The sequence below is a fragment of the Agrococcus jejuensis genome (assembly GCF_900099705.1).
Lineage (GTDB): Bacteria > Actinomycetota > Actinomycetes > Actinomycetales > Microbacteriaceae > Agrococcus > Agrococcus jejuensis.
This window is the reverse complement of sequence record NZ_LT629695.1, coordinates 2,863,403-2,884,875: the sequence shown is the minus strand read 5'-3', so window position 1 is coordinate 2,884,875 and position 21,473 is coordinate 2,863,403. Positions and strand designations below refer to the sequence as shown.

The 21,473-nt window shown below is 71.0% G+C and carries 16 protein-coding genes and 1 riboswitch; of the genes, 5 read left to right on the top strand and 11 right to left on the bottom strand.

Translation table 11 applies throughout. The features are described 5' to 3' along the window. Positions 1-65 precede the first annotated feature (65 nt). Together BLQ67_RS13635 and msuE are read right to left on the bottom strand one after the other, a co-directional pair. Positions 66-1,118 (bottom strand): PIG-L family deacetylase, encoded by a 1,053-nt coding sequence (locus BLQ67_RS13635; RefSeq protein WP_092505926.1) that lies wholly within the window; start codon positions 1,116-1,118, stop codon positions 66-68. Between the two features lie 182 nt (positions 1,119-1,300). Continuing rightward, positions 1,301-1,879: an FMN reductase gene (gene msuE / locus BLQ67_RS13630; protein ID WP_092505925.1), complete on the bottom strand. Its 579-nt coding sequence runs from the start codon at positions 1,877-1,879 to the stop codon at positions 1,301-1,303. A 119-nt stretch (positions 1,880-1,998) separates the two neighbouring features. On the opposite strand from msuE, the gene BLQ67_RS13625 reads away from it, so the two are divergent. Both BLQ67_RS13625 and BLQ67_RS13620 read left to right on the top strand, forming a co-directional pair. After that, positions 1,999-3,393 carry an LLM class flavin-dependent oxidoreductase gene (locus BLQ67_RS13625; protein ID WP_092505923.1) on the top strand — a complete coding sequence of 465 codons (1,395 nt, stop codon included), beginning with the start codon at positions 1,999-2,001 and terminating at the stop codon, positions 3,391-3,393. A 186-nt stretch (positions 3,394-3,579) separates the two neighbouring features. Beyond that, the gene (locus tag BLQ67_RS13620; RefSeq protein WP_092505921.1) at positions 3,580-4,467 is read left to right on the top strand and encodes an endonuclease domain-containing protein; all 888 of its coding nucleotides are present in this window, start codon (positions 3,580-3,582) and stop codon (positions 4,465-4,467) included. A gap of 108 nt (positions 4,468-4,575) precedes the next feature. On the opposite strand, the gene typA is transcribed toward BLQ67_RS13620, so the two are convergent. Together typA and BLQ67_RS13610 are read right to left on the bottom strand one after the other, a co-directional pair. After that, positions 4,576-6,492, bottom strand: coding sequence for a translational GTPase TypA (typA, locus tag BLQ67_RS13615; protein ID WP_092505919.1), 1,917 nt, complete (start codon positions 6,490-6,492; stop codon positions 4,576-4,578). Positions 6,493-6,670: 178 nt separating this feature from the next. Further along, a complete protein-coding gene (locus tag BLQ67_RS13610; protein WP_092505917.1) occupies positions 6,671-8,368 on the bottom strand; it encodes an ABC transporter ATP-binding protein in 1,698 nt (565 codons plus the stop codon). Positions 8,369-8,427: 59 nt separating this feature from the next. On the opposite strand from BLQ67_RS13610, the gene BLQ67_RS13605 reads away from it, so the two are divergent. Further along, complete coding sequence (locus BLQ67_RS13605) at positions 8,428-9,030, top strand: PH domain-containing protein (protein ID WP_157674852.1); 603 nt, start codon at positions 8,428-8,430, stop codon at positions 9,028-9,030. 7 nt (positions 9,031-9,037) lie between these two features. Here BLQ67_RS13605 and BLQ67_RS13600 read toward each other — a convergent pair whose 3' ends face one another. From BLQ67_RS13600 to BLQ67_RS13590, 3 genes are all read right to left on the bottom strand, one after another. Then, positions 9,038-10,180: an ABC transporter permease gene (locus BLQ67_RS13600; RefSeq protein ID WP_092505915.1), complete on the bottom strand. Its 1,143-nt coding sequence runs from the start codon at positions 10,178-10,180 to the stop codon at positions 9,038-9,040. A 3-nt stretch (positions 10,181-10,183) separates the two neighbouring features. Next, complete coding sequence (locus BLQ67_RS13595; RefSeq protein WP_092505913.1) at positions 10,184-11,752, bottom strand: ABC transporter permease; 1,569 nt, start codon at positions 11,750-11,752, stop codon at positions 10,184-10,186. Positions 11,753-11,881: 129 nt separating this feature from the next. Further along, positions 11,882-13,714: an ABC transporter family substrate-binding protein gene (locus tag BLQ67_RS13590; protein WP_231945059.1), complete on the bottom strand. Its 1,833-nt coding sequence runs from the start codon at positions 13,712-13,714 to the stop codon at positions 11,882-11,884. A gap of 250 nt (positions 13,715-13,964) precedes the next feature. Between BLQ67_RS13590 and BLQ67_RS13585 the strand changes: the two genes are divergently transcribed. Continuing rightward, entirely contained in the window at positions 13,965-14,363 is a 399-nt protein-coding gene (locus BLQ67_RS13585) for a thiol-disulfide oxidoreductase DCC family protein (RefSeq protein WP_197674609.1), read from the top strand. Beyond that, positions 14,360-15,169 (top strand): CPBP family intramembrane glutamic endopeptidase, encoded by an 810-nt coding sequence (locus BLQ67_RS13580; RefSeq protein WP_092505909.1) that lies wholly within the window; start codon positions 14,360-14,362, stop codon positions 15,167-15,169. Before BLQ67_RS13585 ends, BLQ67_RS13580 begins: the two co-directional genes overlap by 4 nt. 7 nt (positions 15,170-15,176) lie before the next feature. Here BLQ67_RS13580 and BLQ67_RS13575 read toward each other — a convergent pair whose 3' ends face one another. From BLQ67_RS13575 to gcvT, 4 genes are all read right to left on the bottom strand, one after another. Then, positions 15,177-16,940, bottom strand: coding sequence for an ABC transporter substrate-binding protein (locus tag BLQ67_RS13575; protein WP_157674851.1), 1,764 nt, complete (start codon positions 16,938-16,940; stop codon positions 15,177-15,179). Positions 16,941-17,032: 92 nt separating this feature from the next. Next, the gene (gcvP, locus tag BLQ67_RS13570) at positions 17,033-19,846 is read right to left on the bottom strand and encodes an aminomethyl-transferring glycine dehydrogenase (RefSeq protein WP_092505905.1); all 2,814 of its coding nucleotides are present in this window, start codon (positions 19,844-19,846) and stop codon (positions 17,033-17,035) included. Then, positions 19,846-20,202 carry a glycine cleavage system protein GcvH gene (gene gcvH, locus BLQ67_RS13565; RefSeq protein ID WP_092505903.1) on the bottom strand — a complete coding sequence of 119 codons (357 nt, stop codon included), beginning with the start codon at positions 20,200-20,202 and terminating at the stop codon, positions 19,846-19,848. Before gcvH ends, gcvP begins: the two co-directional genes overlap by 1 nt. After that, positions 20,199-21,299 (bottom strand): glycine cleavage system aminomethyltransferase GcvT, encoded by a 1,101-nt coding sequence (gene gcvT, locus BLQ67_RS13560; protein ID WP_092505901.1) that lies wholly within the window; start codon positions 21,297-21,299, stop codon positions 20,199-20,201. Before gcvT ends, gcvH begins: the two co-directional genes overlap by 4 nt. 67 nt (positions 21,300-21,366) lie before the next feature. Beyond that, a riboswitch (glycine riboswitch) is annotated at positions 21,367-21,455 on the bottom strand. Between the last annotated feature and the right edge of the window lie 18 nt (positions 21,456-21,473).

Genomic DNA, 21,473 nt, shown 5'->3' with positions numbered 1-21,473 from the left:
GGCGGCGCATGCCGTCGATGACCAAGGCGCGTCGCGACGCAGCGTGTCGCGACGTTCGGCGGGCGTCAGCCGCGCGCGGCCTCGCGGATGCGCGCCATGCCCGCCTCCGTGGGCCAGCCCATCGCGACGAGCGCGGCGGCTGCGGGCACGAGCACCCAGAGCCAGCCGGCGAGGTCCGCCTCGAGCAGCCCGGCGCTGCCCGCCGTGCGGAACGGGTCGAGCGCCACGATCGCGATCGGCACGAGCACGCCCACCGACGCAGCGATCGACGCGATGCGCGAGCCGAGCAGGCGCGGGCCCACGACGATGCCGACCGCAGCCGCGAGCGCGAGCACGAGCCCCCACGGCTCGACGGCGCGGAACGTGAACGTGCCGACGGTGCCGACGACGAGGGCGACGAGCCCCACGACGACCGTCGAGCCCCAGCCGAGCGGCGTCGAGGAGCGCACGGCGCGGTAGTGCTCGACCTGCGCGATCGGCTCGCGCTGCCCGCCCACGTGCACGACGGCGTCGCCGTCGACGGCGAGCTGGCTGGCGTGGGCCGCGAGCGCCTCGCGCACGCGATCGGCGACGGGTGCGAGCGGCACGGCGACGTCGGCGGGCTCCTGCGCGCGCACGTAGACGGGGATGCGCAGGTCGCGGCCGACCGCGACGACCGCGCGGTGCACGGCGCGGTGGTCGGGGTGGCCGTAGCCGCCGTCCTCGTCGTACGTGACGAGCGCCGCCGGGCGCACGCGCTGCACGGCGTCGAGCACGAGCAGCTCGACGTCGGAGTCGCGCTGCGACGTCAGCGCGTGCACCGTGACGTCGGCGGACGGGGCCGCGACCCCGTCGACCCACGCCATCCCCGAGTCCTCGAAGCGAGCCTCGGGCTCGACGCGCGTCGCGCCGAGGGCCACGATCGCGCGGTCGAGCTCGACGCTGCGCAGGGCGGCGAGGCTGCCGGCGTCCTGGGCTGCCTGCGCGCGCTCGGGGCGCACCTCGCCGCGCTCCCCCAGCGTGAGCGTCAGCACGGACGCGGTGCCGGCCTGCGCGATCGTCGCGATCGCCGCGCCGGTCGAGAGCGTCTCGTCGTCGGGGTGCGCATGCACGAAGAGCACGTGCTCGCCGAGGTCCATCGCACCATCCTCGCATCCGTGCGGCGCCCGCTCGTGCGCGCACCTCCCCGCCGCCGCCCATCCGCCGACGAGAGGTCGCTTCCGTACGCGGAGTGGTCACTTCCGTGCGATCAGTGGCCACCTGCTGCCGCGACACGCCGCGCGCAGCGGCAGGAAGCGACCCCTCCTGCCCGAGGAGGGCGCTACCAGCGCGCGGGCACCGTGGGTCGCACCCGCTGCAGCACGAACGGCAGCGAGCGATCGACCGCCGTGTCGATGCGCGCGAGCAGGTCGGGCGACGCCACGCGGCCGTCGGCGAAGTCGGCCGACGAGCCGTAGACGCCCGTCGGCAGCGTGAGCGCCTGGAAGAAGCCGAACAGCGGCCGTAGCTGGTGCTCGATCGTGAGCGTGTGCCGATCGCTGCCGCCCGTCGCCGTGAGCAGCACGGGCGTGTCGACGAGCGCGCGCTGCTCGACGAAGTCGAAGAAGTGCTTGAAGAGCCCCGTGAACGACGCGCGGTAGACCGGCGTGCCCACGACGAGCACGTCAGCCTCCTCGACGGCCGCGAGCGCATCCTCGACCTCGACCGACAGCTGCGTGCGGTCGACGGCACCTGCGAAGCCCGACGCGATCGTCGCGAGGTCGATGCGGCGCAGGTCGACCGACGTGCGGTCGCCGATCGTCGCGAGCACGGCGTCGAGCAGCGCACCGGTCTTCGACACGGTCTGCAGGCTGCCGTTCACGCCGACGACGCGCAGCGGGGTCTCGGGGAGGTCGCTCATGCAGGCAGGCTAGGTCGGCGCACGGGTCGGATGCGCGCGCGTTGCGTCGTGTGACGACGCATTGCGTCATGCGACGGTCGGGGGTCGACAGGCTCGCAGCACCTCGCTTGCATGCCTGCATGACCAGGCAGATCCGCTTCAACGCGTTCGACATGAACTGCGTCGCCCATCAGTCCTCGGGCCTGTGGCGCCACCCCGACGACCGCTCGCGGCACTACAACACGATCGAGTACTGGACGTCGCTCGCCCGCCTGCTCGAGTCGGGCACGTTCGACGGCATCTTCATCGCCGACGTGCTCGGCACCTACGACGTGTACGGCGGCACGAACGAGGCGGCGATCCGCAACGGCGCGCAGGTGCCCGTCAACGACCCCATCCTGCTCGTGTCGGCCATGGCGGCCGTCACCGAGCACCTCGGCTTCGGCATCACCGCCGGCACCGCGTTCGAGCATCCGTACCCGTTCGCACGCCGACTCACGACGCTCGACCACCTCACGAACGGTCGCGTCGGCTGGAACGTCGTCACGGGCTACCTGCCGTCGGCGGCGCGGAACATGGGCCAGGAGGACCAGCTCGCGCACGACGACCGCTACGACCACGCCGACGAGTACCTCGAGGTGCTCTACAAGCTGTGGGAGGGCTCGTGGGAGGACGACGCCGTCGTCGAGGACCGCGAGCGCGGCATCTTCACCGACCCGGCGAAGGTGCACCCCATCCAGCACGAGGGGAAGCACTTCAAGGTGCTCGGCATCCACATCTCCGAGCCGTCGCCGCAGCGCACGCCGGTGATCTACCAGGCGGGCGCGTCGCCGCGCGGCATCCGGTTCGCGGCGGGCAACGCCGAGGCGATCTTCGTCGCCGCGCGCTCGAAGGAGGTGCTCGCGTCGACCGTCGCGCGCATCCGCGACGCGCTCGAGGCCGAGGGGCGCGACCGGTACTCGGCGAGGATCTACACGCTGCTGACGGTCATCACGGCGGCGACGCACGAGGAGGCGGTGGCGAAGGAGGCCGACTACCGCTCGTACGCGTCGGAGGAGGGCGCGCTGACGTTCCTGTCGGGGTGGATGGGCGTCGACCTCGCCGCCTACGAGTCCGACCAGCCCGTCGGCGACGTCGAGTCGAACGCCATCCAGTCGACCGTGCAGCACCTGCAGGAGGAGGCGGCGCTCGGCCGCGAGTGGACCGTCGGCGACCTCGGCCGCCACTCGGCGATCGGCGGCCTCGGCCCCACGATCGTCGGCTCGGGCGAGGAGATCGCCGACGAGCTGCAGTCGTGGGTCGACGAGACGGACGTCGACGGCTTCAACCTCGCCTACGCCGTCACCCCGGGCACGTGGCAGGACGTCATCGAGCACGTCATCCCCGTGCTCCGCGCTCGCGGCGCCTACCCCTCGTCATACGCTCCGGGCACCCTCCGCGAGAAGCTGCACGGCGCCGGCCCGCGCGTCCCCGACACGCACCGAGCCGCCGCCTACCGCTTCGTCCCCGCGGCCACCAGCGCCTCCCCCACCTGATTGGTCACTTCCTGCCGCTGAGGGGCCACTTCCGACCGCTGAGAGGTCATCTCCTGCCGCGACACGCCGCACGAAGCGGCAGGAAGTGACCCCTCCCCAGGGCGAGGGCGGTTCCACAGGTCGGATCCGTCCACAGCCGAGCGATCGTGCGCCGACGAGGTCGGCACGGCGCACCACCATGCGCGCATGCACTTCGATCCCCTGTCCGACCCGATGCTCGCTCGCGATGCGCTCGACCTCGGCCTCACCGCACGTCGGCTCAGAGGTCCCGACCTCGTGACGCCCACGCGCGGCGTGCGAATCGGCCTCCTGCGCCACGAGGCGGATCCGCGCGCAGCCCTCGTCGACTCGCTTCGTCTGCTCGCGCGACGAGACCAGTTCTTCTCGCACACGACCGCCGCGCGACTGCACGGGATGCCGCTGCCGGCTCGGCTCGACGACGGACCGATCCATCTCGCGTCCCCGACGCGAACCGTTCGAGTTCGACGAAAGGGGGTGGTCGGGCATCGCATCAAGGCCGAGGTCGTCGAGGTCGGCGGTGTCCGCGTCGAGAGCATCGCCGACACGTTCGTGCATCTCGGTACGAGCGTGCTGTCGCTGCCCGAGCTCGTGGAGGTCGGCGACTGGATCGTGCATCCGAAGCGCGAGCGACGACTGACGACCGCGGACCTGCTGCTACGCGCTCGCGAGTTCGCCGGAGCGCGGGGCATGGCTGCAGTCTTCGCGGCCGTGCCGCTCATCCGCGTCGGTGCCGACTCGCCGGGAGAGACGCGCACGCGCCTGCTGCTGCGGAGGGCCGGCCTCCCCGAGCTCACGCTGCAGCATCAGGTCCGGGATGGCAGCGGTCGGCTGGTGGGCACGCTCGACCTCGCGTACCCGGACCGCCTCGTGGGCATCGAGTACGAGGGAGCGCATCACATGGAGCGCAGCCAGTTCACCTACGACATCGCTCGCTACGCGAGGCTCGAGGCGCTGGGCTGGCGCGTGATTCGCGTCACGCACGATGACATCCTCGACCGCGGGCAGCGCATCCTCCCGCTCGTTCGCGCGGCACGTGCGAGGAGTGGTCAGTAGTTGTCGCTCCACACGGCGTGTCGCGGCATCAAGTGACCACTCATCGAACGAAAGTGGCCACTCCCCGACAGGGAGTGACCACTCATCGTTCAGAAGTGACCAATCGGGTCAGGACTGGGACTGCTTCTTCAGGCGCGAGGCCGCACGCGCGCGGAGCGTCTGGTCGAGCTCCACCTTGCGGATGCGCACCGCCGTCGGGGTGACCTCGACGCACTCGTCGTCGCGCGCGAACTCCAGCGACTCCTCCAGGGAGAGCAGACGCGCAGGCGTCAGGCGCTCGAGCTCGTCACCGGTCGCCGACCGGATGTTGTTGAGCTTCTTCTCCTTGGTGATGTTGACGTCCATGTCGTCGCCGCGCGAGTTCTCGCCCACGACCATGCCCTCGTAGACCTCGTCGCCGGGCTTGATGAAGAACTCGCCGCGCTCCTGCAGCGTCATGATGGCGTTCGACGTCGCGGGGCCCGAGCGGTCGGCGACGAGCGAGCCGGAGTTGCGGGTCACGATGACGCCCGCCCAGCGCTCGTAGCCAGCCGAGATCGCGTTCGCGATGCCCGTGCCGCGGGTGACCGTGAGGAACTCGGTGCGGAAGCCGATGAGGCCGCGGCTCGGCACCGTGAACTCGATGCGGATCCAGCCGGTGCCGTGGTTCGACATCGTCTCCATGCGGCCCTTGCGCGCCGCGAGCAGCTGCGTGATCGCGCCGAGGTACTCCTCGGGCGCGTCGATCGTCAGGTGCTCGAACGGCTCGTGCAGCTGGCCGTCGATGTGCTTCGTGACCACCTGCGGCTTGCCGACGGTGAGCTCGAAGCCCTCGCGTCGCATCTGCTCGACGAGGATGGCGAGGGCCAGCTCGCCGCGGCCCTGCACCTCCCACGAGTCGGGCGCGCCGATGTCGAGCACGCGCAGCGACACGTTGCCGATGAGCTCGCGGTCGAGACGGTCCTTCACCATGCGGGCCGTGAGCTTCGAGCCCTTCACCTTGCCGACGAGCGGCGACGTGTTCGTGCCGATCGTCATCGAGATGGCGGGGTCGTCGACCGAGATCGGCGGCAGCGGTCGCACGTCCTCGGGGTCGGCGAGCGTCTCGCCGATCGTGATGTCCGAGAAGCCGGCGACGGCGACGATCTCGCCCGCGGATGCGGACTCGGCGGGGACGCGCTCGAGCGCCTTCGTCACGAGCAGCTCGGTGACGCGCGCCGACTGCACGGAGCCGTCGTGGCGCACCCACGCGACCGTCTGGCCCTTGCGCAGCGTGCCGTTGAAGATGCGCAGCAGCGCGAGGCGGCCGAGGAACGGCGACGCGTCGAGGTTCGTGACGTGCGCCTGCAGCGGTGCCTCGTCGTCGTACGTCGGCGCCGGGATGTGCTCGAGGATCGCCTCGAACAGCGGCTCGAGGTCCTCGTTGGCGGGCAGCTCGCCGTCGGCGGGCTTCACGCCGTCGGCGCGGCCGGCCTTGCCGGACGCGTACACGACGGGCACGTCGAGCACGGCGTCGAGGTCGAGGTCCTCGCGGTCCTCGGCGAGGTCGGAGGCGAGCCCCAGCAGCAGGTCCTGGCTGTCGGAGACGACGTCGTCGATGCGCGCATCCGAGCGGTCCGTCTTGTTGACGAGCAGGATGACGGGCAGCGACGCCTCGAGCGCCTTGCGCAGCACGAAGCGCGTCTGCGGCAGCGGGCCCTCGGAGGCGTCGACGAGCAGCACGACGCCGTCGACCATCGAGAGGCCGCGCTCGACCTCGCCGCCGAAGTCGGCGTGGCCGGGGGTGTCGATCACGTTGATCGTCACGCCGTCGGCGCCCGCGGGCACGTGCTTGCCCGCGTAGCGGACCGCCGTGTTCTTCGCGAGGATCGTGATGCCCTTCTCGCGCTCGAGCTCGTTCGAGTCCATGACGCGGTCGTCGACCGTGCCGTGGGTGGCGAAGGAGTTCGTCTGCTTGAGCATGGCGTCGACGAGGGTCGTCTTGCCGTGGTCGACGTGCGCCACGATGGCGACGTTGCGGATGTCTGGACGCGTGGCAGTGGCCATGCTCAGCCTCTCGGGCTCGGGATGCGGCTCGCAGGGCACCGTCGCGACGAGGTCGCGGGCGGCACCGCCGCGCGGAGTTCGCTGCGGGACGGATGTCGGGACGGCGCGCCGACGCACGCATCCCTGCCTCGATGCTACCGCGTCGAGGCAGGGATGCAGGGCATGGCCGCGCGGGGCGTCAGCCCTTCGCGCGAATGCGCTCCTCGCGGCGGGTGCGCTGCGCGACGGGGTCGGGCAGCGGCACGGCCGAGATGAGGCGCTGCGTGTAGGGGTCCTGCGGGCGCCGCAGGATGTCGTCGCGCGTGCCCTGCTCGACGATGCGGCCCTTGCGCATCACCGCGATGCGGTGCGCGAGCGAGTCGACGACGGCGAGGTCGTGCGTCACGAAGAGGCACGCGAACTGCAGCTCCTGCTGGATGCCGGTGAGCAGCTCGAGGAAGCGCGCCTGCACCGACACGTCGAGCGCCGACGTGGGCTCGTCGGCGATGAGCAGCTCGGGCGCGAGCGCGAGCGCGCGGGCGATGCCGACGCGCTGCTTCTGGCCGCCGGAGAGCTCGTGCGGGTAGCGGTTGCGGTACGACGTGGGCAGCTCGACGCTCGAGAGCAGCTCCTGCACGCGCTGGTCGAGCGCCTTGCCCTTGAGCTCGCCGGCGAGCAGCAGCGGCTCGCCGATCGACTCGCCGATGGGCATGCGCGGGTTGAGCGACGACGACGGGTCCTGGAAGACGATGCCGGTGCGGCGGCGCAGCGGGCGCAGCTCCTTCATCGTGGCTGCCGAGATGTCGACGCCGGCGGCGACGAGGCGGCCCGACGTGATGGGCAGCAGGCCGATCGCGGCGCGGCCGAGCGTCGTCTTGCCCGAGCCGGACTCGCCGACGAGGCCGACGATCTCGCCGGGGAACACCTTGAGGTCGATGTCCTCGGCCGCACGGAAGGCGGGCACGCGGCCGCGCTTCGGGTACTCGATGACCACGTTGTCGAAGTGGAGCACGGGCTCGACGCCCTCGATCTCCTTCGTCGCCTCGACGAGGCGACCCGTGCGGTCCTCGTCGATGCCGAGGTACGGCACCGATGCGAGCAGCTCCTTCGTGTACTCGTGCGTCGGCCGCTGGAAGATGTCGAGCGACGTGCCGCGGTCGACGACGGCACCGTTCTTCATGACGATCATGTGGTCGGAGAGGTCGGCGACCACGCCCATGTCGTGCGTGATGAGGATGACGGCGGAGCCGAAGTCGTCCTTCAGCTTGCGCATGAGCTCGAGGATCTCGGCCTGCACCGTCACGTCGAGCGCCGTCGTCGGCTCGTCGGCGATGAGCAGCACCGGGTCGCACGCGAGCGACTGCGCGATCATGGCGCGCTGGCGCTGACCGCCGGAGAGCTGGTGCGGGTACTTGTTGAACGCCGTCGGCGGGTCGGGGATCTCGACGGCCGTGATCAGCTCGATCGCCTTCTCCTTGGCCTGCGCCTGGTTCAGGTCGAAGTGGCTGCGCAGCGCCTCGACGATCTGGAAGCCGATCGTGTAGACGGGGTTGAGCGCCGTCATGGGCTCCTGGAAGATGACGGCGATCTCGTTGCCGCGCACCTTGCGGAGCTCCTTGGGGTCGATGCCCTGGATCTCGCGGCCGAGCAGCTGCACGGAGCCGGAGACGCGCGCGTTGTACGGCAGCAGGCCGAGCAGCGCCATCGCCGTCGTCGACTTGCCGGAGCCGGACTCGCCGACGATCGCGAGCACCTCGCCACGGCGCACCTCGAACGACACGTCCTTGACGGCCGGGTAGAAGGTGCCGTCGACCCAGAAGTCGACGTTGAGGTTCGACGCCTCGAGCACGACCTCGGTCGACTTCGGTGCGGATGCGGTGGGGACGGACTGGGTCACAGCCGTGCTCCTTCCATGCCTGGCAGGCGGGTCGTCGCGACTCTGGGAGACTCGACGGCATGGCCTACTCGAGAGCGGTGTTCCGCTCGGTGTTCGGACGTGTGATGACGGTCGTGATGGCCGTGCTCATGGCAGCGGCGGTCGGCGCGATCGTCGCGACCAACGACCTGTGGGGCAGCGTGTGCCTCGTCTGGACGCCCATCCTCGCGGCGGTCCTGACGTGGGCGATCATGTGGCGTCCGCACGTGGTCGTCGACCACGGCGGCGTGGAGGTCGTGAACCTCGTGTCCACGTGGCATGTGCCGTGGGGCGCCATCCAGCGCATCGACACGAAGTGGGCGCTCGAGCTGACGACCGAGCAGGGTCGCGTCACGGCCTTCGCCGCTCCCGCACCGAGCCGGTACGGCGTGGCGAAGGTCACGCGCGACGACATCCGCCTCGCGCGCGAGTCGTCGCTCGTCGGCGACTCGATCCGCCCCGGCGACTCCGTGGAGTCGATCTCCGGCGCGGCCGCCCACGTGACGCGCACCCACTGGGAGGAGCTGCGCGACGCGGGCGAGCTCGCCGAGGGCGAGCGGGCGACGCGCACGTGGCATCCACGCATCATCGCCGCGCTCGCCGGTCTCGGCGTGCTCGCGCTCGTCGGTCAGCTGCTCCACTGATCCGCTCCTAGCGACCCGTCGCGGGGTCGTCGCCGCGCACGATCGGCGGCTCGCCGTCGTCGCCGCCCGCCTCGGCGGGGGTCTCGTCGACGACCGACTCGTCGACCGCGGCCTGCGCCGGGTCGTCGGACTCGTGACCGCGCAGCACCGCCGCGTCGGCCGCGACCTTCGCACGGCGACGCATCGCACGCTCGGAGGGCATGCGCTTCTGGCGCGGGTCGAACGCGTCGCGCAGACCGTCGCCGATGAAGTTGATGCACAGGGCGATGATGATGATGAACAGGCCGGGCCACCAGAACAGCCACGGACGCGTCTGGAACGCGGTCTGGTTGTCGGAGATGACGAGGCCGAGCGACGTGTCGGGTGCGCGCACGCCGTAGCCGAGGTACGACAGAGCCGTCTCGGCGAGGATCGCGCCGGCCATGAGCAGCGTCGTGTTGACGATGATCACGCCGATGGCGTTCGGCAGGATGTGCTTGAAGATGATGCGGCCGTTCGAGGCGCCTGCGACGCGTGCCGCATCGACGAACTCCCGCTCGCGCAGCGTGAGGAACTCGCCGCGCACGAGCCTCGCGAGGCCCGTCCACGAGAACAGTCCGAGCACGAGGCCGAGGATCGCGGCACCGAGGTTGCCGAACGTGGCACCGATGACGGCACCCGCGATGATGAACGGGATCGTGATGATCACGTCGGTGAATCGCATGATGAGCGAGTCCACCCAGCCGCGGAAGAAGCCGGAGAGCGAGCCGAGCACGATGCCGATCGTGGCGCCGATGACGCCGACGATCACCATGATCATGAGCGACTGCTGGGTGCCGCGCATGACGACGGCGAAGATGTCGTGGCCGACGGTGTCCTGGCCGAACGGGTGCTGCGGCGACGGACGTCCGCCGTCGACGACGGGCGGGATGTCGTTCCAGCTGTACTGCCACCAGCCGGGGATGCGGATGCCCCACAGCGAGATGCCGACGGACGTGAAGGCGAGCACGATGACGAGCGCGAGCACGACCATGGCCGCGACGGCGCCGAAGTGGCGGAAGAACCGCTTGCGGACGATCTGCCCCTGGCTGAGGCCCTCGACCTCCTTCAGCTCGAGGTTGGACTCGGCGTCGGTGGCGTGGGGCTCGTTGGGCTGGGTCTGGAGTGTCATGGCTCAGCTCACCCGGATCCGGGGGTCGAGGGCCGCGTAGGCCAGGTCGGCGATGAGGTTGAAGAGGAGCGCGAGCGCACCCGTGACGATGAAGAACGCCATCACGGGGTTCGGATCCGTCCTGTCCAATCCTGTCTGGAAGAGGGTGCCCATGCCGTTCCACCCGAAGACGCGTTCGGTGATGACGGCGCCGCCGATGAGGCCGGCGATGTCGAACGCGATGATCGTCGCGATCGGGATGAGGGCGTTGCGGAAGGCGTGACGCACGACGACGGTGCGCTCGGTGAGGCCCTTGGCGCGTGCCGTGCGGATGTAGTCCTGGTTGAGCACCTCGAGCAGCGACGCGCGCGTGTAGCGCGTGAAGCCCGCGAACGAGATGAGCAGCAGGGCGATCGACGGCAGCAGCAGGTGCGTGAGCGTGTCGAGGCTGAGCACCCAGAACGAGCCCTCGATGTTCGGCGTCGAGGCACCGATCGTCGCGATCGGGCGACCGCGGATGCGGCCGGACTCCGAGTACGGCATCCAGACCTGCTGGATGCGGTCGACGATGATGACGAACCCGCCGAGGAATGCGACCCAGCCACCGATCTTCATGGTCTGCGAGCGCTGCTCGCCTCCGAAGATCCAGCCGATCGCGACACCCACGAGCACCGTCACGACCGCGAGGAGCAGCAGGAACGGGATCGACATGACGAAGACCGACGGGTTCAGCAGCGTGTACTGCAGCGGCACGTAGAGCACGATGCCGAGGGCCGCGACGGCGAGGCCGATGATGAGCGGACGCTTGCGCTTGAAGCCCGAGAGGATCGCGGTGACGCCGACGGCGGCGGCGATCATGAACGCGCCGACCATGACGATCGACAGGTCGGCGCCGCCGATGCGGAAGCGCGGGTCGAGGAACCAGCCGGTGGTGCTCATGTAGAGCAGCACCCCGGCGGTCGCGACGCCCGAGATGGCGAACGTCGCCGCCTTGCGCTTGAGGTCGCCGCCGATGAGCGAGGCCCAGATGAGGCCCGTGATCACCGTGAACACGACGATGAAGACCGGCGAGACCGTGCCACCGTCCTGCAGGAAGTCGTTCAGGCCGATGGCGCCGAACTCCTTCAGCAGCACCGCGACCCAGAAGATCGGCAGCGAGAAGAACAGGAACGACACGAACGTGATGCCGTAGTCGTACGCGCTGTACTGGCGCAGGGCGGTCGTGATGCCGATCACGATGCCGAGGATGATCGCGACGACGTTCGAGATGGTCACGAGCTGGATGGTCTGACCCATCGCGGCCTCGAGCAGCACGACGACGGGCTGCTGCTGGATCGTGAATCCGAAGTCGCACTGGCCGATGAAGCATCCACCGATGCCGCTGAGCCAGATGAAGTATCGAAGGGGCGGCGGAACGTCGAGGTGCAGGAGGCGGATGCGCGCCTCGATGAGCTGCTGGACGTTCGGCGCCTGGGAGCCTCGGAGATCCTCGAGGGGGTCACCCGAGAGGGCGACCATGTTGTACACGAGGAACGTGGCAGCGAGCAGGATGAGGATCGCTGCGATGAGGCGCCGGATGATGAAGGTCGCCATGAAGGCCTCTCTGTTGGAGAGATTCAGTTCAGTGTTCACGCGAAGAGGCGCTGGGCTGCGGGTGCAGCCCAGCGCCTCCCCGTGTCAGAGGTCAGACCCTAGCAGGGTCGTGTTCCCCTCTTGTGTCGGTCAGGACTCCGTGACGTTCGTCTCGGTCGGCTCCCAATCCCAGATGTTCCAGAAGATCGTCGGGGCGAGCGGCGACGGGTCGAGACCCGTGATGCGGTCGCTCCAGGCCGACACTGCCGGGAACTGGAAGATGGTGATGCCGAATGCGTCCTCGACGAGGATGCGGTCGATCTCCTGCTGCAGGCGGAGCTGCTCGGCCGGGTCGGCCTCGCCGTTCAGCTGCGTGACGACGTCGTCCATCTCGGGGTTCGAGTAGAACGACATGTTGTTGATGCCGTCGGTGGAGAAGTTCGGACCCGACGAGGCGACGCCGAGCGACGTCGACTGCCAGCCGAAGAGCGACGCGTCGTACGCGCCGGGCGTGCCGAGGAGGCCACCCCACTCGGGGCTCGAGCAGTCGGTCAGGTTCCAGCCGGCGAGCGCAGCGGACTGCTGCATGAGCTGGAACTCCTGCACGCGGCGGGGGTTCGTCGATGCGAACAGGAGGCAGACCTCCGTGCCCTCGGCGAGACCGGCCTGCTCGCGCAGCGCGATCGCCTGGTCGATGTCGACCTCTGCGTACGCGTCGATGCCCGAGTTCGCGACCGACTCGTCGTAGCCCTCGGCACCCGGCAGGAACACGGCCGAGTCACGCACGGTGGCCTCGGGGTTCAGCGGGACGATGAGGGTGTCGACGATCTCCTGACGCGGGATCGTGTGCAGGAACGACTGACGCGCCTCGAGCGTCGAGAAGACGCCCGGGTTGCGGCTCTGGTCGAACTGCAGGTCGACGTGCTCGTACGTCGCATCGTCGCCGTACTGCACGGTGATGCCGTCGAGCGAGTCGAGCTGCTGGCGCACGTCGGCCGTGGCCTGCGGTGCGATGACGTCGACGTCGCCGTTCTGGAGCGCCTGGACGGCGGCGAGCGGGTCGGTGATGAAGCGGACCGTGACCTGCTCGACCTGCGGCTGGTGGTCGCCCACGTAGTTCTCGTTGGCCGAGAGCGTGATGTAGTCGTTCAGCACGAAGTCCGTGATCTGGTACGGACCGCTCGAGACGAGGATCGACTCGTCCTCGGGCATCTCGGTGAAGTTGAAGCCGTTGTTCCAGAAGGCCGAGATCGCCGAGAGCGCCTCGAGGTCGCCATCCTGGATCGCCGTCACGACGGCGGCCTTGGCCTCCTCGGGGTCCTCGATGCCGAGCGCCTGCTGGCCGATGACGTGCGCGGGCAGGCCGGCCTGGAAGGCGAGCTCCCAGTCGACGTAGAACGACGAGTAGTTCAGCTGCACGCCGCGGCCGTCCTCGTTGACCTCGGGCACCTCCTGCACGAGACCGAGACCCTCGGTCGGCGATGCGCCGGAGTCGAAGAACACCGTGTTCTCGGGGAACTCGGTGGTGAACTCGCCGGTCTCGGGGTCCTGGAACTCCGAGGCGTCGAAGTCCTCGGTGTTGTAGAAGCCCGAGAGCGCCGCCCAGTTGAGCAGCATGTCGGCGGAGTCGACGGGCACGCCGTCGGACCACTGCACGCCCTCGTTGATCGTGTACTGCACCTGGAGCGGGTCATCCGACAGCAGCTCGTACGTGCCGAAGGACTCGTCCTGCTGCAGCTCGGGGGTCGCGTCGTAGAAGTTGAACCCCCCGTACGTCATGTAGTTGATGTTGTTGTTGGCGGTCGCGTTGCCGAACGACGTGTTGCCGTTCGCCGAGTAGAACGGCTGGTTCCACGCGACGGTGATCGACGAGCCCTCGACGATCTCCTCGCCCGAACCCCCGGGAGTGGGGGTGCAGGCGGAGAGCGCCAGTGCGCCGACGGCCAGTGCGGCACCGCCCACTGCGAATCGGTTGATTCTCACTGTTCCTCCTGTGCAGGGTGGGCGCACGGCCGAGGCCGCGCGTCCATGAATGCCCCAAGCGTAGGGATGGGTGACTGAGCGCTGCGTCACAGATGGATGATCGTTACCAAGGCGTATCCGAACGGCTGCAGCCTTTCTGGAGGCTATGCACGATCGTTGCGATCTGCGCAGGGTTCGCGCGCATTATGCGCATCCGCGACGCTTGGATGCATCAGGCTGCGCGCGCGGGGACGCGCCTAGACTGGCGCTCGTGACCCCAGCCCTGCTCGTGTTCGACGGCGACTGCGGCTTCTGCACGACGACGGTCGACCGCCTTCGGGCCGTGCTCCCCCGCTTCCCGGAGGCGCAGCCGTGGCAGCGGCTCGACCTCGCATCCCTCGACCTCACGATCGACGACGTCACTACGTACGCGTGGCTCGTCGACCGCGCCTCCGGGCGCCGCTGGCACGGCGCGCAGACGTTCGCGGCGCTGCTGCGCGGGCAGCGCGGCGCGCTCCCCCGCCTCGCAGGCGCCGTGCTCGCAGCCCCCGGCGTGCGCGACGTCGCGGCGCTCGGCTACGACTGGATCTCGGCGCATCGGCACGAGCTGCCCGGCGGCACGCCCGCGTGCGCGCTCCCCGCGCCCGACGCGAAGGGGGACGCCTCGTGACCACGACGACGGATGCCCGCACCTGGTTCCCCGTCGTCGACCCGCTCGTCGGCTCCCGCCGCTCGCGCTGGGTCGAGATCGCGTGCGTGCTGCTCGTGTCGCTCGGCGCGAGCGCCATCTACTCGATCATCCAGATCGCCGACCTCGCGACGCGCCCCGACCCGATCGGCGAGCAGGTCGTGTCGCTCAACCCCTCGCGCAGCGATCGGGCGTGGCTCGACCTCGCGTACCAGCTGACCGGGCACCTGCTCGACCTCGTGCCCGTCGTGCTCGTGTGCTGGCTGCTGTGGCGCGCGCGCCGTCCGCACCTCGCCCGCCTCGGCATCACGTTCGACCGCCCCGGCCGCGACCTCGGCTGGGCGGGCGTGCTGCTGCTCGTCGTCGGCATCCCGGGCCTCGCGATCTTCGCCGCCGGCCGCGCGCTCGGCGTCACGGCCGCCCTCGCGCCCAGCCCCCTCGACGCCCAGTGGTTCACGGTGCCGATCCTGCTGATCGCCGCGTTCCGCGCCGGCGTCACCGAGGAGGTCATCGTGATCGGCTACCTCTTCGAGCGCCTGCGGAGCCTCGGATGGGGCAGGTACCAGATCATCGTCGCCGCCGCCGTGCTGCGCGCGACCTACCACCTGTACCAGGGCGTCGGCGGGTTCTTCTCGAACCTGCTGCTCGGCCTGCTGTTCGGCTGGCTCTACACGCGCTTCGGCCGCCTGCTGCCGCTCGTGATCGCGCACATCCTCATCGACGTCGTCGCGTTCGTCGGCTACCCGCTCGCGGCGGGCGCCTGGCCTGCGCTCTTCGGTCTCGACTGAGCCCGGTCTACTCCTCGGGCAGCGCCCAGGCAGGCAGCTGCCACGTGAGCCGCGCGTCGGGGCCGTTGCGGGGCTGCACGCCCTCGATGCCCGGCGCGACGACGTCGGCGACGACGACGTTCGACAGCGGCAGCACGACGCCCTGCGCCACGATCGACGTCTCGGCGAGCACGAGCTGGTCGCGCACGTCGTTCGTCTCCGTCGCCGCCCCCGAGGCCGCGATCGCCTCGTCGCGCGCGGCGTCGCCGATGCCCGTGAGGTTCGCTGCGCCGCCCGTGCCCCACTGCGCAGCCGCCTCGGCGGCGCTCGTCGGCAGTGCGACCTGGGTGATGACGGCGTCCCAGCCGCCCTCGGCGATGCGCGCGTCGAGGTCGTCGGCGCCGCAGTCGGTCACGGCCCAGCCCGACTCGGCGATGCCCGCCGCGATCGCCTGGAAGGCACGTACGGCGTAGGGCTCGTCGCGGTCGTAGACGACGCACACGGCCGTGCCCGCCTGCACGCCCGCCTGGTCGCGCTCGACGGCGGCGACCTCGGGGTCGGGCGAGCCCCACCGGTCGTCGAACCCCGAGTCCTGGAGCGAGATCGTGTAGCCGTCGCTGCTCGTGGGGAACAGCACGGAGTCGGTCGACGACATCTCGGCGCTCCACGCGCCCGTCGCCGCGGCGACGACGTCGCTGCGCGGGATGGCGTGCAGCAGCGACTGCCGTGCGAGCGTCGACTGCAGCACGCCGCGATCGCCGCGGAACTGCATCGTCCAGATGCGGCCGGTCTGCGTCGCCGTCATCACGAAGTCGTCGCGCGTGAGGTCGCGGATCGCCTCCCAGTTCTCCTCCGTCGGCACGACCTCGACCGCCTCGACGTCGGAGCCGACGGCCGTGAGCAGCCGGTCCGGGCTCAGCGCCGCGAGCTCGACGGTCTCGATCGTCGGCGTCGTGCCGGCGTAGCGACGGTTGGCGACGAGCGTGACGCCGCCCTCGTCGGCCGCGTCGACGACGTACGGGCCGCTCGAGACGAGCAGCGACGCATCCGGCGAGCCCGACACCGTGAAGCCCGTGCTCCACGCGTCGGCGATCGCCGCGAGCCGCTCGGGGTCGCCGATGCGGATGGCCTCGAGCACCGCCTGCTTCGCCTCCATGGGGTCCTCGATGCCGAGCGCGAGGCGGCCGACGACGTGCGCGGGCACCGCGACGTCGAGCATCGTCTGCCAGTCGGCGACGGATGCCGACAGCGGCACCTCGATCGCGCGGGCGAACTCGTCGACCTCCGGCAGGCCGTCGGCGAGCGCGAGCCCGCCGGCGTCGGCGACGTCGAACCACGCGACGCCCTCGGGCACCGCGAGCTCGCCCGCGTCGTCGATCGCCGCGTCGGCGTCGAAGCCCTCGGGCGCGAGCGCGTTCGAGCCCGCCGCCCACGCGAGCAGCAGGTCGGCCGCGTCGAGCGGCACCGAGTCCGACCACATGACGTCGTCGGCCAGGTCGTAGCGCACCGTGAAGGGCGCGTCGTCGACGATCTCGACCTCGCCGAGGTCGCGGTTCGGCGCGAGCGTGCCGTCGTTCGCGATCGACGCGAACTGCGACCGCGTCGCCGCCGCGACGTCGAGGTTCGCCGCCGTCGCACCCTCGCGCGACGCGGCGTTGACGCTCGTGAGCTCGCCCTGCCAGCCGATCGCGATCTCCGAGCCCGCGATCACCGACGGCGGCAGCGAGGCGCCGCATCCCGTGAGCAGCAGGGACGCCGCCACGATGGCGACGAGCGGGCGCGCACGGCGCATGGCGACCTCCACCTCTCGCATCCCGGCGTGCCTCGCCAGGGTGCGCCGTCGATCCTACGGACGCACCCTGACGGTGGCTGCCAGCCTGCGGCTCAGTCGGCGAACGCCTCCGGTGGCGGGCACGCGCACACGAGGTTGCGGTCGCCGAACGCCTGGTCGATGCGCGACACCGGCGGCCAGTACTTCGCGTGCTCGACGCCCGGCACGGGGAAGACGGCCTGCTCGCGCGTGTACGGGCGGTCCCAGTCGCGCACGATCGATCCCGCCGTGTGCGGCGCGCGACGCAGGGGGCTCGACTCGAGCTCCCACTCCCCCGCCGCGACGAGCTCGGCCTCGGCCTTGATCGCGATCATCGCGTCGCAGAACCGGTCGAGCTCGCCGATGTCCTCCGACTCCGTCGGCTCGACCATGAGCGTGCCCGCGACGGGGAACGACATCGTCGGCGCGTGGAAGCCGTAGTCGACGAGGCGCTTCGCGACGTCGTCGTTCGTGACGCCCGTCGCCTCCTTGAGCGGACGGAGGTCGAGGATGCACTCGTGCGCCACGAGGCCGCCCGGGCCCGCGTAGAGCACGGGGAAGTGCTCGCGCAGGCGCGCCGCGACGTAGTTCGCCGCGAGCACCGCGGCACCCGTCGCCGCCGTGAGGCCCTCGGTGCCCATCATGCGCACGTAGCTCCACGAGATCGGCAGGATCGACGCGGAGCCCCACGGCGCCGCCGACACCGGCTGGGCGCCCAGCGTCAGGCCGTCGACCGTGATCGGCGCCTCGCGCGGGTCGCGCGGCAGGAACTCGGCGAGGTGCTGCTTCGCCGCGACGGGGCCCACGCCGGGGCCGCCACCTCCGTGCGGGATGCAGAACGTCTTGTGCAGGTTGAGATGGCTCACGTCGCCGCCCACGTCGCCGAACGACGCGTGGCCGAGCAGCGCGTTGAGGTTGGCGCCGTCGATGTAGACCTGGCCGCCCGCCTCGTGCACGACGTCGCAGACGCGCCGCACGCTCGCCTCGTACACGCCGTGCGTCGACGGGTACGTGATCATGAGCGCCGACAGGTGCTCGGCGTGCTGCGCGACCTTCGCCTCGAGGTCGGCGAGGTCGACGTCGCCCGACTCGTCGGTCGCCACGACCACGACGCGCATGCCCGCGAGCACCGCGGACGCGGCGTTCGTGCCGTGCGCGGATGCGGGGATGAGGCACACGTCGCGCGCCTCGTCGCCGCGCGAGCGGTGGTAGCCGCGGATCGCGAGGAGGCCCGCGAGCTCGCCCTGGCTGCCCGCGTTGGGCTGCAGCGAGACGACGTCGTAGCCCGTGAGCGACGCGAGCCACGACGACAGCTCGTCGATCATCGCGAGCGTGCCCGCAGCGTCCGCGACGGGCGCGTACGGGTGCAGCTCGGCGAACGCCGGCCACGTGACGGGCTCCATCTCGGTCGCCGCGTTGAGCTTCATCGTGCACGAGCCCAGCGGGATCATGCCGCGGTCGAGCGCGTAGTCCTTGTCGGCGAGGCGCTTGGCGTAGCGCATGAGCGACGTCTCCGACCGGTGCGTCGCGAAGACCTCGTGCGTCATGTACTCGGTCGTGCGCGGCATCGCGATCGACGGCGCGACGGCACCGGCGTCCTCGAGGTCGAGCGCGGCGAGCAGGTCGCCGATGCCCGTCTCGGCCCACACCTCGTCGACCGACGCCTGCAGCGTGTCCTCGTCGACGACGTGCACGAGCACGCCGCGGGCACGGGCCTGCTCGCCCGCCTGTCGCGCGCGGCCGGGCAGGCGCAGGCGCACGGTGTCGAAGACGTCGTCGTGCACGACCTCGACGCCCGCCGCACGGGCCGCGGCCTGCAGGCGCAGGGCGGCGAGGTGCACGTCCTCCGCGATGCGACGGATGCCCTCGGGCCCGTGGTAGACGGCGTACATCGACGCCATGACGGCGAGCAGCACCTGCGCGGTGCAGATGTTGCTCGTCGCCTTCTCGCGGCGGATGTGCTGCTCGCGCGTCTGCAGCGTGAGGCGGTAGGCAGGGTAGCCGTCGGCGTCCTTCGAGACGCCCACGAGGCGACCCGGCATCTGCCGCTCGAGGCCCGAGCGCACCGCGAGGTAGCCGGCGTGCGGGCCGCCGAAGCCCATCGGCACGCCGAAGCGCTGCGTCGAGCCCACGGCGATGTCGGCGCCGAGCTCGCCGGGCGACTCGATGACCGCGAGGGCCAGCAGGTCGGCACCGGCGACGACGACGCCGCCCGATGCCTTGACCTCGTCGATGACCGGGCGCGGATCCCACACGCGCCCCGAGGCGCCCGGGTACTGCACGAACGCGCCGAAGCACTCGGGCAGGTCGTCGCCGAACGCCGTGACGACGAGCTCGATGCCCACGGCCTCCGCACGGTGCGCGAGCAGCGCCTTCGTCTGGGGCAGCGCATCCGCATCCACGAGGAACACGTTCGACCTCGACTTCGACACGCGGCGGGCGAGCAGCATGCCCTCGACGACCGCCGTCGACTCGTCGAGCATCGACGCGTTCGCCGTGTCGAGGCCCGTGAGGTCGGACACCATCGTCTGGAAGTTGATGAGCGCCTCGAGGCGGCCTTGCGAGATCTCGGGCTGGTACGGCGTGTACGCCGTGTACCAGGACGGGTTCTCGAGGATGTTGCGGCGGATCGGGGCGGGCGTGATCGTGCCGTGGTAGCCGAGGCCGAGCGCGCTGCGGCGCACGGTGTTGCGGCCCGCGAGCTCCTTGAGCCGCTCGGTCGCCTCGCGCTCGGTGAGCGCCGCGCCGATGCCCTCGGGCGTCGAGCGGATGCCTGCGGGCACCGCCGCATCCATGAGCGCCTCGAGCGAGTCGTGGCCGAGCAGCTGCAGCATCGTCTGCTGCGCCGCCGCTCCCGTGCCGATGTGGCGGTCGCGGAAGGCCCGCATCAGGCGAGCGAGGCCTGGTAGGCGGCGGCGTCGAGCAGCTCGGGCTCCGACGTGAAGCGCACCTTCACGAGCCAGCCCGTGCCCTCGGCGTCCTGGTTCACGAGCGTCGGGTCGTCGGACACCGAGTCGTTCGCCTCGACGACCTCGCCGTCGGCGGGCGCGAAGAGCTCGCCGACCGACTTCGTCGACTCGATCTCGCCGATCGCCTCGCCAGCCGCGAACGTGCGGCCGACCTCGGGCAGGTCGACGTAGACGACGTCGCCCAGCTGCTGCTGCGCGTGCTCGGTGATGCCGATGACGTGGACGTCGCCCTCGGCGCGCACCCACTCGTGGTCTGCGGTGTACTGCGTGGTCATGCTCGCTCCTGACGGCGGTAGAAGGGGAGGTCGACGATGGTGACGGGGATGCGGGTGCCGCGCACGTCGATCGCGAGCGACCCGGAGTGGCCGGGGGTCACGAGCGCCATGGCGATGGGGTGGCCGAGCGTCGGCGACAGCGCGCCGGAGGTGACGACGCCGACCTCGGCGTCGCCGTCGACGACGGCGTAGCCCGCGCGACCGGCGCGGCGGCCCTCGGCGACGAGGCCCACGAGCACGGGGGCGTCGGCGGCGGGGCCGGCCTCGACGGCGGCGCGGCCGACGAAGTCGCCCTTGGTCTTGAGCGCGACCGAGCGGCCGACGCCCACCTGCGCGGGCAGCGTCTCGGTCGAGAGCTCGTGACCGTAGAGCGGCATGCCCGCCTCGAGGCGCAGGGTGTCGCGGGCGGCGAGGCCCGCGTAGGTCAGGCCGAGCGGCGTGCCGACGCGCACGAGCGCGTCCCACAGGTCCTCGGCAGCGTGGTTCGGCACGTACAGCTCGAAGCCGTCCTCGCCCGTGTAGCCCGTGCGGGCGACGAGCACGTCCTCGCCCTCGAAGATCGCCTCGAGGATGCGGTAGTAGCCGAGGTCGTCGAGCGGCTCGGACTCGAGACCGATCGCCTCGACGATCGCCTGCGACGCCGGGCCCTGCACGGCGATGAGCGCCGTGTCGTCGGTCTCGTCGACGAGCGTCGCGTCGAAGCCCGCGATGCGCTCGGTGAGCGCGTCGACGACGACGGCGCGGTTGCCGGCGTTCGCGACGACGAGCCACTCGGCGGTGCCGAGGCGGTAGACGATGAGGTCGTCGAGGATGCCGCCCGACTCGGCGAGCAGCAGCGTGTAGCGCGCCTGGCCCAGCTCGAGCGCCGAGAGGCGACCGGCGAGCGCGTGGTCGAGGAACGCCCCGGCCTCGGCGCCGCGCACGCGCAGCTCGGCCATGTGGCTGAGGTCGAAGAGGCCGGCCTGCTCGCGGACGGCGGCGTGCTCGGCGAGGTCGGAGCCGTAGCGCAGCGGCATCATCCAGCCGCCGAACTCGGTGAGCTGCGCGCCGGCGGCCGTGTGCCGGGCCTCGAGCGGGGTGTGCAAGATCTCGGGCATGAGTCCTCGGGTCGTGAAGGGTCGGGACTCCCCCTCAGTCGCATCGGTCGACGATGCTCCTGAGCGGCCTGCGCATGCGGTCTTCGGACCTGAGAGGTTGGCGGGGAGTGCTTGCTCCTTCGGTGCCGCTCGAGGCGGCTCTTCCGCATGGGCTGCGACGGCCGGTTCTGCAGT